This is a genomic window from Pseudomonas sp. R84, assembly GCF_009834515.1.
Taxonomy (GTDB): Bacteria; Pseudomonadota; Gammaproteobacteria; order Pseudomonadales; family Pseudomonadaceae; genus Aquipseudomonas.
Genome location: NZ_CP019426.1, coordinates 3,477,022 through 3,496,867, shown reverse-complemented (window position 1 = coordinate 3,496,867; position 19,846 = coordinate 3,477,022). Strand labels below are relative to the sequence as shown.

General features: G+C 59.0%; 15 protein-coding genes. 7 read left to right on the top strand and 8 right to left on the bottom strand.

What is annotated here, in order from left to right; all coding sequences use genetic code 11:
* Positions 1-143: 143 nt before the first annotated feature.
* On the top strand, positions 144-1,487 hold the full coding sequence (gene pssA / locus PspR84_RS15425; RefSeq protein ID WP_160057957.1) for a CDP-diacylglycerol--serine O-phosphatidyltransferase: 1,344 nt from the start codon (positions 144-146) through the stop codon (positions 1,485-1,487).
* Positions 1,488-1,611: 124 nt separating this feature from the next.
* Here the strand turns inward: pssA and efeO (PspR84_RS15420) are convergent, their stop codons facing one another.
* From efeO (PspR84_RS15420) to efeU, 4 genes are read right to left on the bottom strand one after another with little or no spacing between them, the layout of a single operon-like run.
* A complete protein-coding gene (gene efeO / locus PspR84_RS15420; RefSeq protein ID WP_160057956.1) occupies positions 1,612-2,436 on the bottom strand; it encodes an iron uptake system protein EfeO in 825 nt (274 codons plus the stop codon).
* Positions 2,437-2,465: 29 nt separating this feature from the next.
* On the bottom strand, positions 2,466-3,764 hold the full coding sequence (gene efeB / locus PspR84_RS15415) for an iron uptake transporter deferrochelatase/peroxidase subunit (RefSeq protein ID WP_160057955.1): 1,299 nt from the start codon (positions 3,762-3,764) through the stop codon (positions 2,466-2,468).
* An 18-nt stretch (positions 3,765-3,782) separates the two neighbouring features.
* A complete protein-coding gene (gene efeO, locus PspR84_RS15410; RefSeq protein ID WP_160057954.1) occupies positions 3,783-4,982 on the bottom strand; it encodes an iron uptake system protein EfeO in 1,200 nt (399 codons plus the stop codon).
* Positions 4,983-4,990: 8 nt separating this feature from the next.
* Positions 4,991-5,830 (bottom strand): iron uptake transporter permease EfeU, encoded by an 840-nt coding sequence (gene efeU, locus PspR84_RS15405; protein ID WP_160057953.1) that lies wholly within the window; start codon positions 5,828-5,830, stop codon positions 4,991-4,993.
* 290 nt (positions 5,831-6,120) lie between these two features.
* On the opposite strand from efeU, the gene PspR84_RS15400 reads away from it, so the two are divergent.
* Positions 6,121-7,179 (top strand): AraC family transcriptional regulator, encoded by a 1,059-nt coding sequence (locus tag PspR84_RS15400; RefSeq protein WP_160057952.1) that lies wholly within the window; start codon positions 6,121-6,123, stop codon positions 7,177-7,179.
* Here PspR84_RS15400 and PspR84_RS15395 read toward each other — a convergent pair.
* Positions 7,160-10,354 (bottom strand): DUF6543 domain-containing protein, encoded by a 3,195-nt coding sequence (locus tag PspR84_RS15395; RefSeq protein ID WP_160057951.1) that lies wholly within the window; start codon positions 10,352-10,354, stop codon positions 7,160-7,162. The two genes, PspR84_RS15400 and PspR84_RS15395, sit on opposite strands and share 20 nt — an antisense overlap.
* A gap of 244 nt (positions 10,355-10,598) precedes the next feature.
* On the opposite strand from PspR84_RS15395, the gene PspR84_RS15390 reads away from it, so the two are divergent.
* From PspR84_RS15390 to PspR84_RS15370, 5 genes are all read left to right on the top strand, one after another.
* Complete coding sequence (locus PspR84_RS15390; RefSeq protein ID WP_160057950.1) at positions 10,599-12,263, top strand: AMP-binding protein; 1,665 nt, start codon at positions 10,599-10,601, stop codon at positions 12,261-12,263.
* Between the two features lie 16 nt (positions 12,264-12,279).
* Positions 12,280-13,041, top strand: a complete 762-nt coding sequence (locus PspR84_RS15385; protein ID WP_160057949.1) for an SDR family NAD(P)-dependent oxidoreductase — start codon at positions 12,280-12,282, stop codon at positions 13,039-13,041.
* Between the two features lie 12 nt (positions 13,042-13,053).
* Positions 13,054-14,247 carry an acetyl-CoA C-acyltransferase gene (locus PspR84_RS15380; protein ID WP_160057948.1) on the top strand — a complete coding sequence of 398 codons (1,194 nt, stop codon included), beginning with the start codon at positions 13,054-13,056 and terminating at the stop codon, positions 14,245-14,247.
* A 142-nt stretch (positions 14,248-14,389) separates the two neighbouring features.
* Entirely contained in the window at positions 14,390-15,517 is a 1,128-nt protein-coding gene (locus tag PspR84_RS15375) for an acyl-CoA dehydrogenase (protein WP_160057947.1), read from the top strand.
* A 16-nt stretch (positions 15,518-15,533) separates the two neighbouring features.
* Entirely contained in the window at positions 15,534-16,307 is a 774-nt protein-coding gene (locus tag PspR84_RS15370; RefSeq protein WP_160057946.1) for an enoyl-CoA hydratase, read from the top strand.
* A 226-nt stretch (positions 16,308-16,533) separates the two neighbouring features.
* On the opposite strand, the gene PspR84_RS15365 is transcribed toward PspR84_RS15370, so the two are convergent.
* From PspR84_RS15365 to PspR84_RS15355, 3 genes are all read right to left on the bottom strand, one after another.
* Complete coding sequence (locus PspR84_RS15365; protein WP_064390160.1) at positions 16,534-17,685, bottom strand: acyl-CoA dehydrogenase family protein; 1,152 nt, start codon at positions 17,683-17,685, stop codon at positions 16,534-16,536.
* A gap of 3 nt (positions 17,686-17,688) precedes the next feature.
* The gene (locus PspR84_RS15360; protein ID WP_160057945.1) at positions 17,689-18,795 is read right to left on the bottom strand and encodes an enoyl-CoA hydratase/isomerase family protein; all 1,107 of its coding nucleotides are present in this window, start codon (positions 18,793-18,795) and stop codon (positions 17,689-17,691) included.
* A 230-nt stretch (positions 18,796-19,025) separates the two neighbouring features.
* Positions 19,026-19,712 carry an HPP family protein gene (locus tag PspR84_RS15355; protein WP_160057944.1) on the bottom strand — a complete coding sequence of 229 codons (687 nt, stop codon included), beginning with the start codon at positions 19,710-19,712 and terminating at the stop codon, positions 19,026-19,028.
* Positions 19,713-19,846 lie beyond the last annotated feature (134 nt).

The window sequence follows — 19,846 nt, the reverse complement described above, 5'->3', positions numbered from 1 at the left end:
AGCCTTCGGCAGCTCCTACATTGGCCCGTGTAGGAGCTGCCGAAGGCTGCGATCTTTTGATCTCTTTACGGGCACTAACAAGACCCGAAGGATGCGATGGTGTAAGCTCTCGGGTTCTTCGGATTCGACCCATTGCGAGCCCTATGCCGTTGCTTTTCAAACGTTCCCTGCTGCCTAAACTGCGCAGCTTTCCGCTGACCGCCGAGGCCGTGACCATTCTGTCCGGCGCCGCCGAGTTCCGTCGTTGCCTGCTGGAAAAAATCGCCACGGCGACCCAGCGCATCTACATCGTCGCGCTGTATCTGCAGCAAGACGAAGCCGGTCAGGAAATCCTCGATGCTCTCCACGCGGCCAAGCTTAAGCGCCCCGAGCTGGAAATCGCCGTGGTCGTCGATTGGTTGCGTGCCCAGCGCGGGCTGATCGGCGCCGGAAAGCAGCCGGGCAACTCGGCGTGGTATCAGGAAATGACCCGCACGCACCAGAGCGAAGTGCCGGTGTACGGCGTGCCGGTGCAGACCCGCGAGTTGTTTGGTGTGCTGCATTTGAAAGGCTTCGTGATCGACGACTGCGTGGTCTACAGCGGCGCGAGCCTGAACAACGTTTACCTGCACAAGTTCGACAAGTACCGTTTCGACCGTTATCACGTCCTGCAAAGTCGCGAACTGGCCGATTCGATGCATCACTTGGTCAAGCACGGCCTGATCGAATCGAAAGCGGTGCATCGCCTCGATCTGCCAAACCTGCCGACTACGCGTAGCCTGCGCAACGACATCGGCGATCTGCGCAGCCGTCTCAAATACGCGACGTACGATACCGCCACCGGCAGCACGGCCAGAGAAGGCCTGTCAGTCACTCCGTTGCTCGGCGTCGGCAAGAACAACCCGTTGAACCGGGCGATTCTTGAGTTGATCGCCAGCGCGCAAAAGCAACTGACCATCTGCACGCCATACTTCAATCTGCCGCTGGGCGTGATCCGTGAGATCAACCGCGCGCTGGCCCGTGGCGTGAAGATCGATATCGTCGTCGGCGACAAGACCGCCAACGACTTCTATATCCCGCCGAGCGAGCCGTTCAAGGTGATCGCGGCGCTACCGTATCTGTACGAGATCAGCCTGCGCCGCTTTGCCAAACGGCACCAGCGCAATATCGACAGTGGTCAGTTGAACCTGCACTTGTGGCGTGATGGCGACAATACCTATCACCTCAAGGGCATGTGGATCGATCAGCGCTATACGTTGCTGACCGGCAACAACCTGAATCCACGGGCATTTCGCCTGGATCTGGAGAATGCGTTGTTGATCGATGACCCGAAGGGCGAATGGCTGGAGCCGCGGGCGAAGGAGCTGGAAGAGATTTTCCGGCATACCACGCGGATCGACGGCTTTCAGACTCTGGAGACGCTGCCGGAATACCCGGCCGGGGTGGCCAGGTTTCTCAAGCGCGTGAGTCGGGTGCGGATTGAGCGGTTGCTCTACCGGATCCTGTAAGGCTTAACATTTGTGGCGGTCATACAACCGCTATCGCGAGCAGGCTCACTCCTACAGGGGAACGCATTCCTAATGTAGGAGTGAGCCTGCTCGCGATAGGGCTTCAACAGGCGCTACAAAAAAATCAGTTGAGACCCAACTTGCCACGCAACGTGGACAGGTCCTCAGCCAAAGTATTCACCGGCCCAACCAGCGCTTTACGGTCGTTATCCTTCACCTTGTCATAAGTCTCGAAACCACCATCCTTGGTTTTGTACTTGGCCAGAATCTTGTCGACCGTGGCAAAGTTCTTGTCGACCTTCGCGACGAAAGCCTTGTCCTGCTTCTCGATCTGCGGACGGAACAGATCAACGATTTTCTTCGCGCCGTCAATGTTGCCCTGGAAGTCATACAGGTCGGTGTGGCTGTAGCGATCTTCTTCGCCGGAGATCTTGGTGGCGGCCACTTCTTCCAGCAGCGCAGCAGCACCGCCGACGACTTTCTCCGGCGGGAAAGTCAGGCCGGCCACGCGAGTCTGCAGGTCTTTGACGTCGCTGTTGAGCTTGTCCGCCAACTCGTTCAGGCCTGCGGTGCTTTTCTCCGAGAACAGCGAGTATTCGATGCGGTGGAAACCGGTGAAGTCATCCGCTTTCACGCCTTTCTCGTGGTCGTCGACGCGGGAGTCGATGGATGCATCGAGGTCACTGAACAGCTCGGCAATCGGCTCGATCGACTCGTAATAAACGCGGGTCGGTGCGTAGAGTTTTTGCGCGGTGGCCAGGTCGCCTTTCTTCACCGCATCGGTGAATTGCTGGGTGTGGCTGCCCAGTTCATCCAATTGTTCGGTGACGTAGATCTTGTAGTCCGACACCGGCCCGACCAGATCCAGCGGTGCCGTGGCGGCGAACGCCGACAGCGGGGTGTTGAGCAAACCTAGGGTCAGCAATAAGGCGAGTGGCGTCTTTTTCATGGGGGCGGCTCCAGTGTTGGGATGTTGTTTCAGGCAGCGGTTTTCGGTTGTGTGGCGTTGAGCAGCGAGCGACCGATGAAGTCTTTGTCGCCGGTGACACCCGGCAGGGTGAAGAAGTAGCCGCCGCCGACCGGTTTGAGGTATTCCTCAAGCGGCTCGCCGTTGAGGCGGGTCTGCACGGTGATGAAGCCTTTTTCCAGGTCGGCCTGGTAACAGATGAACAGCAGGCCCATGTCGAGCTGGCCGTTCTTGTTCACGCCGTTGGAGTAGTTGAACGGCCGGCGCAGGATCAGGTTGGCCTGCGTCGCGGCAGTGCGCGGGTTGGCCAGACGAATGTGCGCGTCGAGTTTGGTCAGCTTGCCGGCCGGGTCTTTGCTGTAATCCGGGACTTCGCTTTCATGCTGGCCACCCATCGGTGCCCCGGTAGTTTTGACCCGGCCAAGGATGCTTTCCTGTTCCTGCAACGGCGTGCGATCCCAACGCTCAACGAAGTTGCGGATGATCCGCACCGCTTGATAGCTGCCGTGCGCGGCCCAGGCCGGTTCGTCACTGCCCGGTTGCACCCACACCAGGCGATCCATGGCCTTGCTGTCGTTAGAGTCGGGGTTGGCCGAGCCATCACGGAAACCGAGAAAATTGCGCGCCGACTGTGCCGGCACACCGGGTTTCGCCGGGGCTTGCGGCGGCACGCTGCCTTCCTGCTTCCAGCGCACCAGCAGCAGGTCGGGCAGGTTTTTGACGATGTCGCGCAGGGCGTGAATATTGGTGTCAGCAGTGTTCGAACAGAACTGCAGGCTCAGGTCGCCATGGCAGCAATCGGCGTCCAGCGCGTCGTTGGGGAAACCGACCATGCGCATCAGTCGTTTGGGTTTAGCATCGGCCAGACCGAAGCGCTCGTCGAACAGTGACTCGCCGACAGAAACGGTGATGGTCAGGTTGTCCGGCGTCACGTTCGGGCCGAGGATGCCGGAATCCGGCGGCGGCAGTTTCGGATCGATCTGTGCGACCGGGCCACCCTTCATCAGAAACGCGATGCGTTCGTTGAGCGTGCGGAACAACCGCTCCAGATCTTCACGATCACTGGCCAATACGTCGAACGAAACCAGCATGCCCGAGGCCGGACGCGGGGTGACGATGCCGGTCTGGTGCACGCCGTGGAAATCGTGGCGGTCTTCGGTCTTGTCGCTGCTCGGTGCTTCGGTGACTTGCGCCGGCGCTGCGGCCATGGCCGGGCAGCTCAAGGCTGAACCGGCGAGGGCAACACCCGCGGCGCCCATGCCCATCAAGACACGGCGACGTTGCAGGTTAAGTGGTTCGATATCTTTCATCGGGAATTCGTCTTCTGCTTACAGGCCGGAGAGGCCGAGGGCGGGATCGATGCCATCCAATGCGTCGGCCAGGGCCTGGGCCTTGTCGGCAATCTGCTTGCGTTGCGCGCCGCTGACGGAGTCGTAGCTGGCGTAGCCGTCCTTGATCTTGTAGGCGTCGAGTTCGCTGTCGAAATCCGTCAGTGCCTTGTCGATTTTCGGCAGCAGGTCAGCGGCGGACTTGCTCAACATTGGCAGCAGCAGATCGACGACTTTGTGTGCGGTTTGCGCGTTGGCTGCAAAACCGTTGAGGTCGCTGTGGCTGTAGCGTTCTTCTTCACCGCTGGCGGCGCGGACGTCGGCCAGGGTGTTGAGGTTGCGCACGATGATGCTGACCAATTGCTCGGGTGGCAGGCTCTGCGCGAGCAATTGCTGTTTGAGTGTGGTGACATCGCTGAGCAGGCGCTTGGCGACCGGTGTCAGTTCGTCGAGTTTGCGTTGCTGGAACAGGGCGTATTCGACGCGGTGGAAACCGACGAACGCCGGATCCTCTTCGCGCTTTTCGAAGTAGTCGGCGCGGGCGTTGATGCTGTTGTCCAGTTCGGCGAGGCGCTGCGCGGCCGGGGCCAGACGTTGATAAGCCGCACGTGCCGGCAGGTACAGCGCCTGCGCCTGGCTCAAGTTGCCGCTTTCAATCGCTTGATCGAGCGCGGTCACGGCTTTGATCAGCGCGCTGCTCTGGCTGGCCAGGTACACACGGAACTCCGACAACGGCCCGACGAAGGTGACCATCGACGGTTTGGCCTTCGCGGCAGCATCAGAAGCGGCAGTCGGCGTCACATGCAGGGTGCCACGCGGATTGCTCAGCAGGCCGCAGGTGATCGCGTAATCGCCCGGTTGCAGGTTGGCATTGATCACCTGACTCAGGCCCGGCGCAATGTTTTCGCGCTCCTCAACGACGAGCACGCCGTCGAGAATTTCCCATTCCACCGCCCGGTCGGAGCGGTTGACGATGCGGAAACTGGCGCGACCGGCCGGCACTGTCAGCGCGTTCGGCTCGCATTTGCCCGGATGAATGTTCACCACCACTTCATCGTGATTGTGCTGACGCTTGGCCGCAGCCATTTTCGAGGCGTAATAAAACAGACCACCTGCGGCGATCATCACCACCACCGAACCGGCCACCGCCCAGCGCAAGGCGCGGGGAGGGGAGGCCTGAGGAGTATTAGGCTTTGACATGAATGCCCTTATTGGCTGGAAACAGAAGACGATTGAGCGGACGGCTTGGGCGCCGGCAGAAAGAACATCACCAGCGCGACGAGCAGATAGATCAGATACGCGCCGAGGGTGCTGACGGTCGGCGCATCCTGGTAACCGAACATGCCGGCCAGCACCGAGCCCAAGGGGCCGTCCATCGGCAGCGTCGCGCTGAAGTCGAACAGCACGGTTTGCAGGTGATTCCACATCCCGGCTTCATGCAGGGCTTGCACGGAATTGGCGAGAATCCCGGCGGCGACCACCAGAATGAACAGGCCGGTCCACTTGAAGAACGCCGAAAGATTGAGACGCATGCTGCCGCTGTAGATCAGGAAGCCGACGATGATCGCCAGAATCAACCCGAGCAGGGCACCGATCGGCGCGCCCGGGCCTTCGCTCTGCTGGAACACCGCGAGCAGGAAGAACACCGTTTCCAGACCTTCCCGGGCGACAGCGAAAAACACCATGGCGATCAGCGCAATGACCTGATGCTTCGAAGAAGTCAGCGCGTGATCCAGCGAAGATTGCAGCGAATGCTTGATCGAACGCGCGACTTTACGCATCCAGAACACCATGGAACTGAGAATGCCAACGGCCATCAGGCCGACGATGCCTTCGAACAGTTCTTGCTGTTTTTGCGGGAATTCGGCACTGACCAGTTCCAGGCCACCACCTACCAGCAGGGCGAGGGCGGCGGCGAGAAACACGCCGATCCACACGGCGGGCATCCATTGACCACGGCCGGTTTGCTGGAGGTAACTGGCGATAATGCCAACGATCAGCGCGGCTTCAATGCCTTCGCGCAGCATGATCAGAAAGGGAACGAGCATTCGGTATCCAACAAGTCATTCGAAGAGGTTACAAGTTGTAACATAATGACAACCATTCTCACATGACATTGATTGACATAAACCTGAACACAAGCTGAACAACCTGTTTTTTGCCCCAGCACAGAACCCTGTGGGAGCGAGCCTGCTCGCGATGGCGTCGTGTCAGTCAGCGCTGATTTTTCAGACCCACCGCTATCGCGAGCAGGCTCACTCCTACAGGGGGTTCGTGTTGAATTCGCCACCTGCGGTAAGATGCCTGCCACTCAAAACAACAAGGTTCACCGCGCTCCATGTCGGAAAAAGACACCATCGCTGTTCAACTGGTGCGTGAAGCACTGCTGCAAAGTTGTGCCCCGGGCGTGGCCACGGAAGAAGCCTTGAACAAGGTCGGGATTGATCCGGCGTTGCTGCAAACCGAGCACGGTCGGGTACCGGCCTCGCAGTACGCGAAGCTTTGGCGGTTATTGGCGCGCCGTGGCGATGACGAGTTCTTTGGTATGGACCCGCGCAAGCTCAAGTCCGGCAGCCTTGAATTCCTCTGTCGCAGTGCGATGGCGCAACCGACACTCGCAGCGGGTTTGAGCACGGGGTTGAGCTTTCTCTCACTGATGCTCGAACGCCTGCCTGCACAACTGGTGCACCAGCAAAGTCTGGCGGAAATCGTTCTGCTTGAAGACGATCCCGAACCACGCCGTGCCTTCAGCTATTTCACCTACTGGATGATCGTCCACGGCGTCGCGTGCTGGCTGGCCGGGCGACGGATACCGATTCTGGCGATTGAATTGCGCTGTGCGGCGCCGGACTTCACCGATGATTACCGGGTAATGTTCTCGGAAAACCTGCGTTTCGAGCGGCCACGGACACGGATGATTTTCTCCGCCGATTGCCTCGATCTGCCGATCAAGCGCAGTGCCGAGGAGTTGAAACGCTTTCTCGCCCACGCCCCGGCCAATATTCTGGTGAAGTACCGCGATCCGCAAAGTCTTGCCAGCCGGGTCAAGCAGGATCTACGGCAACTGCCCGCTGAACAATGGCCGGAAACCGAGGCACTGGCGCAACAGTTGTGCATGTCGGCCTCGACCTTGCGCCGGCGACTGGCGGAGGAAGGGCAGACCTATCAAGGCCTCAAGGACAGTGTGCGCAAGGAGTTGGCCATTGTCTGGCTGGCGGAATCTTCGATCAGTTTTGTCGAAATTGCCAGCCGCTTGGGATTTGCCGATGTCAGCTCATTTTATAAAGCGTTCCGCAAATGGGCGGGCTCCAATCCTGGTCACTACCGCAGCCTGATCCTCAGCCAGCCAGCCGAAGCTGGCTCGACCGAGGGAACAGTTACAGTTCTTTCACACTGACCAGCGAGGTGGTACCGGTACCGAACGTCGAAGCCTTGATGCGCAACTGCAAGTCATTCTTCGCACCGCGCAGGACATAGATATGATCCGTCAGCTTCGGGCTTTCGAGCTTGAACAGTTTCACACTGCCCTCTGGATAAAGCGTGGGGTCAAGTTCCAGTACCGCGTGGATCTTGTTGGCACGGGATGAAATGTTGTAGCGGTTTTTCCCGAACAGCGTCTCCGAAAGCTGCTGCAGAGGCATGGAATCCGGAGCGAGATCGGTCACATACAGTCCGACGATGTTGCGTTGCGGTCTGCCGTACGCATCGTTGGACGAATTGTCGATAAACGCGCTTCTTGTGGCTTTGATCGTCGCTAATTTATCCCGGTTCACGTAGTGATACAGTCGCTTGGGCAAGGGTTTGATTTCGGTTTCGATAACCGACGGAAACCCGCTACTGTCAGCGATTGCCCGCCGTGAAGGCCCCGGTGCCTCAGTGTTGGAATCATCATGGCCGCGCTTGCTTGGCGCGCCCCCTTTCAGGTGCATCCGGTTATCCACTGTCCATCGCCCCTGACCGTCGGAGATCAGGAAGGGGCCGGGCCGCTGGTAATCCACCGGGTCAATGATCAGCACCGGCCCTTCTTCAATCGAAACCCGAAAAAACTGACCTTCCACCAATGCATGCCATTTGTTGTTGTACCGATAAAGGCCTTTGTTGCGTCCTTGCGCCTCGGGTTCTCCGAGGTCTACCGGCTTTTCCATCGCGAAACTGTCGAGTATCGCTTGCTGCGCCCGGGAAAAGGATGAGCGCGGTGTCGCCAACGCGTTTTCGGTAATCGACAGGTCCACCTGTGGATGTTGCTCACTCGGTAAACTACGGTTTTCAAGGACCGGCACGTCGGGCGTAGCGGGGGCGGGACTTTCGACGGAATAGTCGAACACTTCCGGTTCGATCGACAGGTGCGGCACACTCTCGGCGTTTTGGGACCTCGTCGTGACGCGCCCGGCGTGCATGAGTACGGCCGCCAGGTTAAGCAACAGGTCAGCCACGGCGAACGACTTGTCCTGACCATCCGATTGCGACAGTGCCTCAAGATCGGCCTTGAGACTCACCGCCAATTGCACTAACCATCCGGCGGTGGCTGCCGGCCCGGTCACCAGCGGCAACAACGACTCGAATATCAACCAGCTCAGTGTCTTGAAGTGGGCCCAGCGACTTTCTGCATTGGACACTGATTGGCGGTCTGCCAACTCGACAAGCGCCCGGCTGTTCGCCTCATACAAGTGCTGAAATACATCGCCCTGCAGTGGGGACACGTTTTTCAGTTCCCAACGCAGGCGTATTTCGTTAGCGCCCAACAGCCCGGTGTGCCTGACCACGGCTTGGTACCAGTCATGGATGCTCTTCTGCAGCGGGGCGTCGGACTGAATTGCCTGCTCCAGATGCCTGCGCGAAGGGTATTGAATCAACGAAGGGGAATAGAAGGGGCGATAGAGGATAACCGGAGCATCGCTCTGGTCGCCGGCAGCAATGACGAACATATTCAGAACCGGTCCGAGCCGCAGGTGCAAGGGGCTGACGACGATCTGTCGAGCGGCGTCGCCATCAGCCAGCGCGATGATCAGACGTACACCGTCATCGTCAAAACCATGGGCGCCCGTCAGTTTTGCCTCTAGTGCCTGGAGCGGCAATTGATTGCGCAGGTGAACCGTGAACAGATTTTGTCGGGACGACGCCTCGGTACGATTATCAAGCAAATGCTGTTTCAGATACGCCGGGTAGGTACGGCCAATGTCCACCGACTGGATGAGACTCTTGACGTAATCAGGGGTCATCCACGCTGGTACATTACGCTGGTGCAAGCCTTTGACGGTCATCGTGCCCCATGGCAGGCCGGCAAGATTCTCCAGCGCAAAATCGATGATGCCCAGCCTGATGGTTTCCACGCTTCCCCATCCACCGGGTACACCTCGCGCCACCTTGACGTTGAGTTCCATGTCATCAGGGTTTACCGGTTCATGCCCGTCATGGCTCATCTGATCGACGAGTGCTTGACTGGCAAAGTCGCGAATGGAATCCAGATCGGTGAAAAACGTCGCACCGTCGTACTCCAGATGAGTTGCCGCCATGGCCGATACATAGCGCCGATAAGTACGGCGATCACAAGAGTCTGCATTCTTTAGCCATTGCGGCAAATGCTGGTCGACATTTGCCGTTTGGTAAACATGCGGCTGTTTGCCGGCCAGCAGGCGAAGTGGATCGGTGATCTGGTCGAACAGTTGCTCAGCGCCCTCGAATATTTCGTTGACCGGAATCTGGATGCACTCAAGTTCCAACAGTTGCTGATCGATCAGGACCCGCACCAGCTCATCAAAAATATCCGCATCAGGCTCATAACGATCAACGCTCAGGGTGGTGAACTCCCAGCTTCGCTGCAAGTATCGGGCAATATTCTGTATGCAGTCAGACTCGGATTCAAATCGCTCCCAGGCACCCGAAGATTGAATCAACACTGTTCCTGATTTGTCCGTAATCAACAGAGCAGGATAGATTAGCGAGAGATTATCAGTCTCGTTATTCAAGGTGATTTTCAACAGATAAGCCGGCGCCCGTAAATGCTCGTTAAAAATTTCTCGATGGTGTTTTTCTGATTTGATGACCAAGCCAGTCAAAGCAAAATAAAAGTCTTGATCTGACTGGTGAAGTAATTCATTGATGTTCGATGCGCAGGCATCTTTTACAACCTCAGCCAGCCACTGCCAACGCGTCATGCCGTTATCGGCTGGTTGCTGCCAATAATCCAGCAACTGTTGCTGCAACGCAGGAACCAGTGCTTGGCACAGTTCTTCCTGAGCCAGGTGGAATTCGGCGAGATCGATTGCAGAGTGGCTCTCGGCATTTACCGGAATGATCAGGTTTTCGTCGGCCACAACAACACTGCGCCCTTCAGTGAAGGCCTGAATGAATGCATCCAGAAAAGGTACTGGTTCGGCGTCCAGAACAAAACGGGTATCACGATAAAATATCGAATCAAGCGTTAGTGAGCCCGATTCAAGACAGTGTTCCAGATAGTTTTCCAGTTGCGATCTGGCAACACTGCGTAACGTCGGGTGATTTTTGAATTGAGCGCGTATCGATTGTTCGAAAATAAAGCTTTTGTCATCAAATGAGTTTTCTTGGGGCGACACTGTGCGTTCCTTTTGGATCAAGATAGAAGTTGGGTGTTCGTCATCGCAAACTACCAAGGCATCCAACTTTCTACCACTGCATATAATTATCAACTTGTAAGTAAACGGTTGTACGCCAGTCAGGGTTGGCCAAACCAGTCAGCCACATTGATAGCTTTGACCATTGCCCCAGTCCCCGCACGGCGCGACTATCCCTGTGTTGTTTACGGTTCCCAGCCTAATAAAAAACAGAGGGATTCTGGCAATGCGCGATTACTTGTCTGCCACCGCACAGTTCAACTATCAGCACACCGTGGATGCCGCGCTCAGCGGTACGCTTGCGGCGCTCAACGCCTGCGTCGAATGCTGCGACCGCCATGCCTTGCCGGGGCGCATTGCGCTGTTCTGGGAAGGCCGCGATGGCGCCAGTGCGACGTACACTTTCTGCGAGCTGCAGGACAAAGCCGCGCGTTTCGCCAATTTCCTTCTCGCCCAGGGCGTGCAGAAGGGCGACAAGGTCGCCGGTCTGCTGCCACGCAACATCGAATTGCTCATCACTGTGCTCGCCACCTGGCGCATCGGCGCGGTGTATCAGCCGCTGTTTACCGCGTTCGGCCCAAAAGCCCTTGAACATCGCCTGAACAGCTCAGGCGCCAAAGTGGTGGTCACTGACGCGGTCAACCGGCCGAAACTCGCTGAAGTCGCCGATTGTCCGACACTCGTCACCGTTGGCGGCGCGAAAGGCCAGGGCATTGTCCGTGGCGACTTCAGTTTCTGGGCCGAACTGGCCAACCATTCCAGCGTCTGCGAACCGGTATCACTGAGCGGTGAAGACCCGTTTTTGCTGATGTTCACCTCAGGCACCACCGGCCCGTCGAAAGCGCTGTCGGTACCGCTCAAAGCCATCGTCGCGTTCCAGAGCTACACCCGTGATGCCGTCGATCTGCGCCCGGAAGATTCGTTCTGGAACGTCGCCGATCCGGGTTGGGCCTACGGCATTTATTTCGGCGTCACCGGCCCGTTGTCGATGGGGCACCCGATCACTTTTTACGATGGCCCGTTCACCCTCGAAAGCACCTGCCGGGTGATCAACAAATACGGCATCACCAACCTCACCGGTTCGCCAACCGCTTACCGCTTGCTGATTGCCGGCGGCGACGAGTTCGCCAACTCGATCAAAGGCAAATTGCGCATCGTCAGCAGTGCCGGCGAACCGCTGAACCCGGAAGTGATCCGCTGGTTCGCCGACAACCTCGACGTGGTCATTCATGACCATTACGGCCAGACCGAACTGGGCATGGTGCTGTGCAACCACCACGGCCTCGACCACGCGGTTCATCTCGGTGCGGCCGGTTTCGCCTCGCCTGGCCACCGCATTGTTGTGCTCGATGAGCAATACAAAGAACTTGGCGTCGGCCAGCCCGGCATTCTCGCCATCGACCGCCCGCAATCGCCGATGTGCTGGTTTGGCGGTTACGAAGGCGCGCCCACCAAGGCGTTCGTCGGCGATTACTACCTCAGTGGCGATACCGTGGAATGGAACCCGGACGGCAGCATCAGCTTCGTCGGCCGCAGCGACGACGTGATTACCACGTCGGGCTACCGCGTCGGTCCGTTTGATGTTGAAAGTGCATTGATTGAGCACCCGGCAGTGGTCGAAGCGGCGGTGGTCGGCAAACCCGATCCGGAGCGCACCGAACTGGTCAAAGCCTTCGTGGTGCTGAGCGCCCAATACCGCGCCGCGCCGGAGTTGGCCGAAGAATTGCGCCAACACGTGCGCAAACGTCTGGCCGCGCATTCATACCCGCGTGAAATCGAATTTGTCAGCGAATTGCCCAAGACCCCGAGTGGCAAATTGCAGCGCTTTATCTTGCGCAACCAGGAAATCGCCAAGGCTCAAGAGGCCGCGGCGCACAACGTTTCAGCTTGAACCGAAGGAAACAGTCATGCAGATCGAGAACAAGGTTTTTATCGTCACCGGTGGCGCGTCCGGCCTGGGTGCCGCTACCGCTGAATTGCTGGTCAGTGCCGGCGCCAAAGTGATGCTGGTGGACATGAATGCCGAAGCCGTCGCCGCTCAGGCTCAGCGTCTTGGCGCGCAAAGCGTGGTCGCCGACATCAGCAACGAAGCCGCCGCTGAAGCTGCCGTGCAGGCTACCGTCAAAGCCTTTGGCAGCCTCAACGGTCTGGTCAACTGCGCCGGTATCGTCCGTGGCGAGAAGATCCTCGGCAAGAGCGGCCCACATGCGCTGAGCAGCTTCGCGCAAGTGATCAACGTCAACCTGATCGGCAGCTTCAATATGCTGCGTCTGGCCGCTGCGGCCATCGCTGAATCCGAGGCAAACGCTGATGGCGAACGCGGTGTGATCATCAACACTGCATCTGTCGCGGCGTTCGACGGCCAGATCGGCCAAGCGGCGTACTCTGCTTCGAAAGGCGCGATCGCCAGCCTGACCCTGCCGGCTGCCCGTGAACTGGCGCGTTTCGGCATCCGCGTGATGACCATCGCCCCAGGCATTTTTGAAACGCCGATGATGGCCGGCATGACCCCGGAAGTCCGCGAGTCGCTGGCCGCCGGCGTACCGTTCCCGCCACGTCTGGGCAAGCCTGCCGAGTACGCCGCGCTGGTTCGGCATATCATCGAAAACAGCATGCTCAACGGCGAGGTGATCCGTCTCGACGGCGCCTTGCGCATGGCCGCCAAGTAAGGAGGATTTGTCATGACCATTTCCAACGATCCGATTGTTATCGTTAGCGCCGTGCGCACGCCCATGGGCGGTTTTCAGGGCGAGCTGAAAAGCCTCACTGCACCGCAACTCGGCGCTGCGGCGATCAAAGCCGCAGTGGAACGTGCCGGTGTCGCCAGCGACTCGGTCGATGAAGTGCTGTTCGGTTGTGTGCTGCCTGCCGGGCTCGGCCAGGCACCTGCACGTCAGGCTGCGCTGGGCGCCGGGCTGGATAAATCGACCCGTTGCACCACCGTCAACAAGATGTGCGGCTCGGGCATGGAAACCACCATTCTCGCTCACGACATGCTGTTGGCTGGCAGTGCCGATGTGGTGATCACCGGTGGCATGGAAAGCATGTCCAATTCGCCGTATCTGCTGGATCGCGCGCGCGCCGGTTACCGCATGGGCCATGGTCGCGTGCTTGACTCGATGTTCCTCGACGGCCTTGAAGACGCTTACGACAAGGGCCGCCTGATGGGCACCTTCGCCGAAGACTGCGCCGAGACCAACCACTTCAGTCGTGAAGCGCAGGATGCCTTTGCCATCGCCTCGACCACCCGCGCGCAGCAGGCGATCAAGGACGGCAGCTTCAAGGACGAAATCGTCCCGCTGACCGTGACCGTCGGCAAAGAGCAGGTACTGATCAGCCACGACGAGCAGCCACCGAAAGCCAAACTCGACAAAATCGCCTCGCTGAAACCGGCATTCCGTGAAGGCGGCACGGTGACGGCGGCGAACTCCAGTTCGATTTCTGACGGTGCGGCGGCGCTGGTGCTGATGCGTCAGTCGCAGGCGCAGAAACTCGGACTGAAACCGCTGGCGGTGATCCATGGCCACGCCGCGTTCGCTGATACTCCGGGCTTGTTCCCGGTGGCGCCGATTGGTGCGATCAAGAAACTGATCAAGAAAACCGGTTGGTCGCTGGGTGACGTCGATCTGTTCGAGGTCAACGAAGCGTTTGCCGTGGTCGGCATGGCGGCGATGACGCATCTGGAAATCCCCCATGACAAGTTGAATGTGCATGGTGGCGCCTGTGCCTTGGGTCACCCGATCGGTGCATCGGGGGCGCGGATTCTGGTGACGCTACTGTCGGCCCTGCGCCAGAGAAAGCACAAACGCGGCATCGCAGCGATCTGTATCGGCGGCGGCGAAGCCACGGCCATGGCCGTGGAATGCCTTTACTGAGCCCAACACCAATCCCCTTGTAGGAGTGAGCCTGCTCGCGATAGCGTCTTTTCAGTCAATAATGATCTGTCTGATCCACCGCTATCGCGAGCAGGCTCACTCCTACAGGGAAAGCGGTGCGACTGATATTTAAGGATTCACCATGATTCCCAACGAAGACCAAACCCAGATCCGTGACATGGCCCGGCAGTTCGCCGAGGAACGACTCAAACCGTTCGCCGCCGAATGGGATCGCGAGCACTGTTTCCCCAAGGAAGCCATTGGTCATATGGCTGAGCTGGGCTTCTTCGGCATGCTCGTGCCGGAACAGTGGGGCGGCTGCGACACCGGTTACCTGGCGTACGCGATGGCCCTGGAAGAAATCGCCGCCGGCGACGGCGCCTGCTCGACGATCATGAGCGTGCACAACTCGGTCGGCTGCGTGCCGATCCTCAAGTTCGGCAACGACGATCAGCGCGAACGCTTCCTCAAACCCTTGGCCAGCGGCGCCATGCTCGGCGCATTTGCGCTGACCGAACCGCAAGCCGGTTCCGATGCCAGCAGCCTGAAAACCCGTGCACGGCTGGAAGGCGATCACTACGTGCTCAACGGCTGCAAACAGTTCATCACCTCCGGGCAAAACGCCGGGATCGTGATTGTGTTTGCGGTGACCGATCCGAGTGCCGGCAAACGCGGCATCAGCGCGTTTATCGTGCCGACCGATTCGCCGGGCTACAAAGTCGCTCGCGTCGAAGACAAACTCGGCCAGCACGCTTCCGACACCTGTCAGATTCTTTTCGAAGATGTGCAAGTGCCGGTGGCCAACCGCCTGGGTGAAGAGGGCGAGGGCTACAGAATCGCCTTGGCCAACCTTGAAGGCGGCCGTGTCGGCATCGCTTCGCAATCGGTGGGCATGGCCCGCGCGGCGTTTGAAGCGGCGCGTGATTACGCCCGTGAGCGCGACACCTTCGGCAAACCGATCATCGAGCATCAGGCCGTGGCATTCCGTTTGGCCGACATGGCCACGCAAATTGCCGTCGCCCGGCAGATGGTGCATTACGCGGCGGCCCTGCGTGACAGCGGCCAACCGGCGCTGGTCGAGGCCTCCATGGCGAAACTGTTCGCTTCGGAAATGGCCGAAAAGGTCTGTTCAATGGCGTTGCAAACGCTCGGTGGTTACGGTTACCTCAACGACTTCCCGCTGGAGCGCATCTACCGCGACGTGCGCGTCTGCCAGATCTACGAAGGCACCAGCGATATTCAGCGCATGGTCATTTCGCGCAATCTTTAAGAAGGAATTTTTATTCATGACGTACGAAACCATTCTGCTGGAAATCCATGGCCGCGTTGGCTTGATTACCCTCAACCGTCCGCAGGCGTTGAACGCGCTGAATGCGCAACTGGTCAGCGAAGTGAACCAGGCTCTTGATGCACTTGAAGCCGATGCGAACATCGGTTGCATCGTCCTCACGGGTTCGAAAAAGGCCTTCGCCGCCGGCGCCGACATCAAGGAAATGGCCGAACTGACTTACCCGCAGATCTACATGGACGACTTGTTCAGTGACAGCGATCGCGTGGCCAATCGCCGTAAGCCGATCATCGCCGCCGTTAACGGTTTCGCCCTCGGTGGTGGCTGTGAGCTGGCGTTGATGTGCGACTTCATTCTGGCTGGCGACAACGCCAGATTCGGCCAGCCGGAAATCAACCTCGGCGTGCTGCCGGGCATGGGCGGCACCCAGCGTCTGACCCGCGCCGTGGGTAAAGCGAAAGCCATGGAGATGTGCCTGAGCGGGCGCATGATCGATGCGGTGGAAGCCGAGCGTTGCGGCATCGTTGCGCGAATTGTACCGAGTGATGAGTTGTTGGACGAAGCGCTGAAAGTGGCGGCGGTGATTGCCAGCAAGTCGCTGCCGATTGCGATGATGGTCAAAGAGAGCGTGAATCGTGCCTTTGAAGTGAACCTGACTGAGGGCGTTCGCTTCGAGCGTCGGGTGTTCCATGCGGCGTTTGCCACGCAGGATCAGAAGGAGGGGATGGCGGCGTTTATTGCCAAGCGTGAGGCGGCATTCCAAGGCAAGTAATGCGTCAAAAGCGAAAAGCCCCTCACCCTAGCCCTCTCCCAGAGGGAGAGGGGACTGATTGGGGGATGCTTTAGATATACGCCGACCTGAAAGTGCTTTAATGAATCCATAATCGACACAATCTTCCAGGTCGATGTATAACGCCAGACACCTCGGTCGGCTCCCTCTCCCTCTGGGCGGTCCGACGTTTCGGGAGGGCTGGGGAGAGGGAAAGGGGCCAACACCATTACAACTGGTAGTTCTTCAGCTCCCGCGCAATCACCATCCGCTGAATCTCGCTCGAGCCTTCATAGATCTGGGTAATCCGCGCATCGCGGTAGTACTTCTCGACCGGATAATCCTCCAGATACCCATACCCGCCATGAATCTGAATCGCTGACGAGCAGACCTTCTCGGCCATTTCCGAAGCAAACAGCTTGGCCTGCGAAGCCTCGGACAAGCAAGGTTTGCCCGCCGTGCGCAGACGCGCTGCATGCAGGATCATCAGCCGCGCGGCGTTGATTTGCATGTGCATATCGGCCAGCAGGTTGGCGATGCTCTGGTGCTCATTGATCGGTTTGCCGAACTGGATGCGATCACGCGAATACACCAACGCCGCTTCAAATGCCGCACGAGCAATACCCAGCGCCTGAGCCGCGATACCGATACGTCCGCCTTCGAGGTTGGACAGGGCAATCGCCAGACCTTTACCGCGCTCACCCAGCAGATTGGCCTCGGGGATGCTGCAGTTATTCAGCGTCACCGCGCAGGTATCAGAAGCGCGGATGCCCATCTTGTGTTCGGTGCGATCGACGATAAAACCGGCGGTATCGGTCGGCACCAGAAACGCCGAAATACCTTTCTTGCCCAGATCCGGATCGGTCACCGCAAACACGATCGCCAGCTTCGCGCGTTTGCCATTGCTGACAAATTGCTTGGCGCCGTTGATCACCCACTGGCCGTCACGCAGTTCGGCGCGGGTGCGCAGGTTGTGCGCTTCGGAACCGGCCTGTGGTTCGGTCAGGCAGAAGCAGCCGATGGTTTTCCCGCTGGCCAGATCCGCCAGCCAGGTCTGTTTCTGTGCTTCGCTGCCGTAGTTGAGCACCGGGCCGCAGCCGACCGAGTTGTGGATGCTCATGAACGCGCCGGTCGCGCCGTCACCGGCGGAAATCTCTTCCACGGCCAAGGCGTAGGCGACGTAATCGACGTAGGTGCCGCCCCATTCCTCAGGCACCACCATGCCGAGCAAACCGAGTTCGCCCATTTTCGCGACGAGCGCATCGTCGATCCAGCCAGCCTTTTCCCAAGCCTGCGCGTGCGGTGCGATTTCGCCACGGGCAAAGTCCCGGGCCATGTCGCGGATCATCACTTGTTCTTCAGTCAGTTCGAGATCGTGCATTGCTCAGCTCCCGCTCTCAGGAAAACCGTGGAAGAAACTCGCGACATGCGCTGCGTCCAGCGCAGCGAGGGTCGGCGGGTTCCAGCGAGGTGTCTTGTCTTTGTCGATCAGCAGGGCGCGTACGCCTTCGATCAGGTCGCCACGGGCGAACCACTGACGATCCAGATGCAGCTCCAGCGCGAAGCAGTGCTCCAGACTCAAGTGTCGGCCACGACGGAGCATCTGCAGGGTAACGGCCATGGCCAACGGCGAGCGGGTTTCCAGCAAGTCTGCCGTGGTGGTCGCCCATTCGTGGCTGTCGGCGACGGTCACCGCGCGCAATTGCTCGACCATGCTCGGCACGTCCGGCAGGGCGAAAAAATGATCGATGGCCGGGCGTAAGGCTTCGAGCGGAGCATCGGGCAGGGTTTGCACGGCGTGTTTGGCCAGCAGGTTTTGCAGCGCCTTCAGCGGTGTCTCCTGCCATTCCATCTGATCGAATTTTTCGTCGAGCAGCGCCAGTTTGCTGCTGTCCAGGTACCAGTCGGCGAGCCCGCAATAAAGCGCATCGGCGGCACGGATCTGCACGCCGCTGACGCCCAGATAAATCCCCAGCTCACCGGGAATGCGCGGCAGGAAATAACTGCCACCGACATCGGGGAAATAACCGATGGCCACTTCCGGCATCGCCAGTCGGCTCTTCTCGGTGACCACGCGCAGATCGGCGCCTTGCACCAGGCCCATGCCGCCGCCGAGGACGAAACCGTCCATCAGCGCCAATACCGGTTTGCGGTAGTGATGAATCGTCAGGTCGAGGGCGTACTCCTCGACGAAGAAATCTTCGTGCAGCGTATCGCCGCTTTTGAAACTGTCGTACAGCGAGCGAATGTCGCCACCGGCGCAGAAGGCTTTTTCACCGGCACCGCGCAGGACTACCGCGTGAACATCGGCGTCAGTCGCCCAGGCGTCGAGCTGCTGCTGCAGCAAACGCACCATGTCGAGGGTGATGGCATTAAGACCGGCGGGGCGGTTGAGGGTCAGGTGACCGATGTGGTTGCGAACCTCGGCCAGCACTTCGTTTTGCGTGGCATCCATGGACGGGGTCCGCGGGGATGAAGCCTGAGCTGTCATCAGTAACTCCCTGCTTTTATTGTCTTTATTCGAGAAGCTCGCGCGCGAGCGTTAGCCGATCGTAACAGTGCAAATTTGCCCTGTACAACCGGGATATTCGCAGGGGGAGTTTGCGTTTTTACCTTGGTCGAAAATGTGCGCGCTCATGTAGGAGCTGCCGCAGGCTGCGATCTTTTGACTTTGATTTTAAAGATCAAAAGATCGCAGCCTGCGGCAGCTCCTACACGGAGTCAGCGGAAGGTTTGGGTAATGCTGCGGCGCTTGGCGTGCAGTTCGCTGGCGTGGATCAGTTGTTCGAGGTCTTCAGGGGTGATGTCGATGAAGGCTTCCATGTCGGCCAACGCCAGTTTGAGGTCTTCAGCGGTGATCGCCTGACTGTCGACCGGGGCCACCAGCGGTGCCGGTTCAGCCGGACGTTTCGGATAACGAATCCGTGTCAGGTTGTTGTAGGCGAGGGCACTGAGCAGCATGCACGCCGCGCCGAGCATCACCGGTTCCATGGCTTTCCAGTCCAGGGCGATGGTCGCGGGATCCGCCAGCACCAGCGTCAGGGCCAACGCGCCAGCGGGCGGATGCAAGCAACGCAGCCAGCACATCAGAATCAGCGCCATGCCCGCCGCCAGACACGCGCTGCCAAGGGTCCGGCCGAGCACGTGAGCGACCAGCAATGCGACAACGCCGGCACATAAATACCCGCCGAGAATCGACCACGGCTGAGCGAGAGCACCGGAGGACACGGCAAATAGCAGCACGGCCGAGGCGCCCAGCGGACCGATCAGGTGATAGGCGACTTCATGGCCGAATACTTGTGCACACAACCACACACTGAACAACGTGCCCAAGGCCATGCCGATGGCGGCGCGGCTCCATTCGGTCGGGCGGGTATTGATGGCGGCGGGCAACCAGCGAGCGAGCATGTGAATCCGATCCTTGCAGCAAATTCGAGGCAAAAAAAAGGACTTGTCCGGCATATCCGGAAAGCCCTCGAAGCGTTCCAACATTGGGGGAGGAACGTGCACAGTGTGCCGGGCAAACTCGATGCTGACAAATT

Coding starts and splice junctions, on each gene's coding strand:
- efeU (WP_160057953.1), bottom strand. CDS start 5,830: ATGCTCGTTCCCTTTCTGATCATGCTGCGCGAAGGCATTGAAGCCGCG.
- PspR84_RS15390 (WP_160057950.1), top strand. CDS start 10,599: ATGCGCGATTACTTGTCTGCCACCGCACAGTTCAACTATCAGCACACC.
- efeB (WP_160057955.1), bottom strand. CDS start 3,764: ATGAAAGATATCGAACCACTTAACCTGCAACGTCGCCGTGTCTTGATG.
- efeO (WP_160057954.1), bottom strand. CDS start 4,982: ATGTCAAAGCCTAATACTCCTCAGGCCTCCCCTCCCCGCGCCTTGCGC.
- PspR84_RS15370 (WP_160057946.1), top strand. CDS start 15,534: ATGACGTACGAAACCATTCTGCTGGAAATCCATGGCCGCGTTGGCTTG.
- PspR84_RS15380 (WP_160057948.1), top strand. CDS start 13,054: ATGACCATTTCCAACGATCCGATTGTTATCGTTAGCGCCGTGCGCACG.
- pssA (WP_160057957.1), top strand. CDS start 144: ATGCCGTTGCTTTTCAAACGTTCCCTGCTGCCTAAACTGCGCAGCTTT.
- efeO (WP_160057956.1), bottom strand. CDS start 2,436: ATGAAAAAGACGCCACTCGCCTTATTGCTGACCCTAGGTTTGCTCAAC.
- PspR84_RS15360 (WP_160057945.1), bottom strand. CDS start 18,795: ATGACAGCTCAGGCTTCATCCCCGCGGACCCCGTCCATGGATGCCACG.
- PspR84_RS15375 (WP_160057947.1), top strand. CDS start 14,390: ATGATTCCCAACGAAGACCAAACCCAGATCCGTGACATGGCCCGGCAG.
- PspR84_RS15365 (WP_064390160.1), bottom strand. CDS start 17,685: ATGCACGATCTCGAACTGACTGAAGAACAAGTGATGATCCGCGACATG.
- PspR84_RS15355 (WP_160057944.1), bottom strand. CDS start 19,712: ATGCTCGCTCGCTGGTTGCCCGCCGCCATCAATACCCGCCCGACCGAA.
- PspR84_RS15400 (WP_160057952.1), top strand. CDS start 6,121: ATGTCGGAAAAAGACACCATCGCTGTTCAACTGGTGCGTGAAGCACTG.
- PspR84_RS15385 (WP_160057949.1), top strand. CDS start 12,280: ATGCAGATCGAGAACAAGGTTTTTATCGTCACCGGTGGCGCGTCCGGC.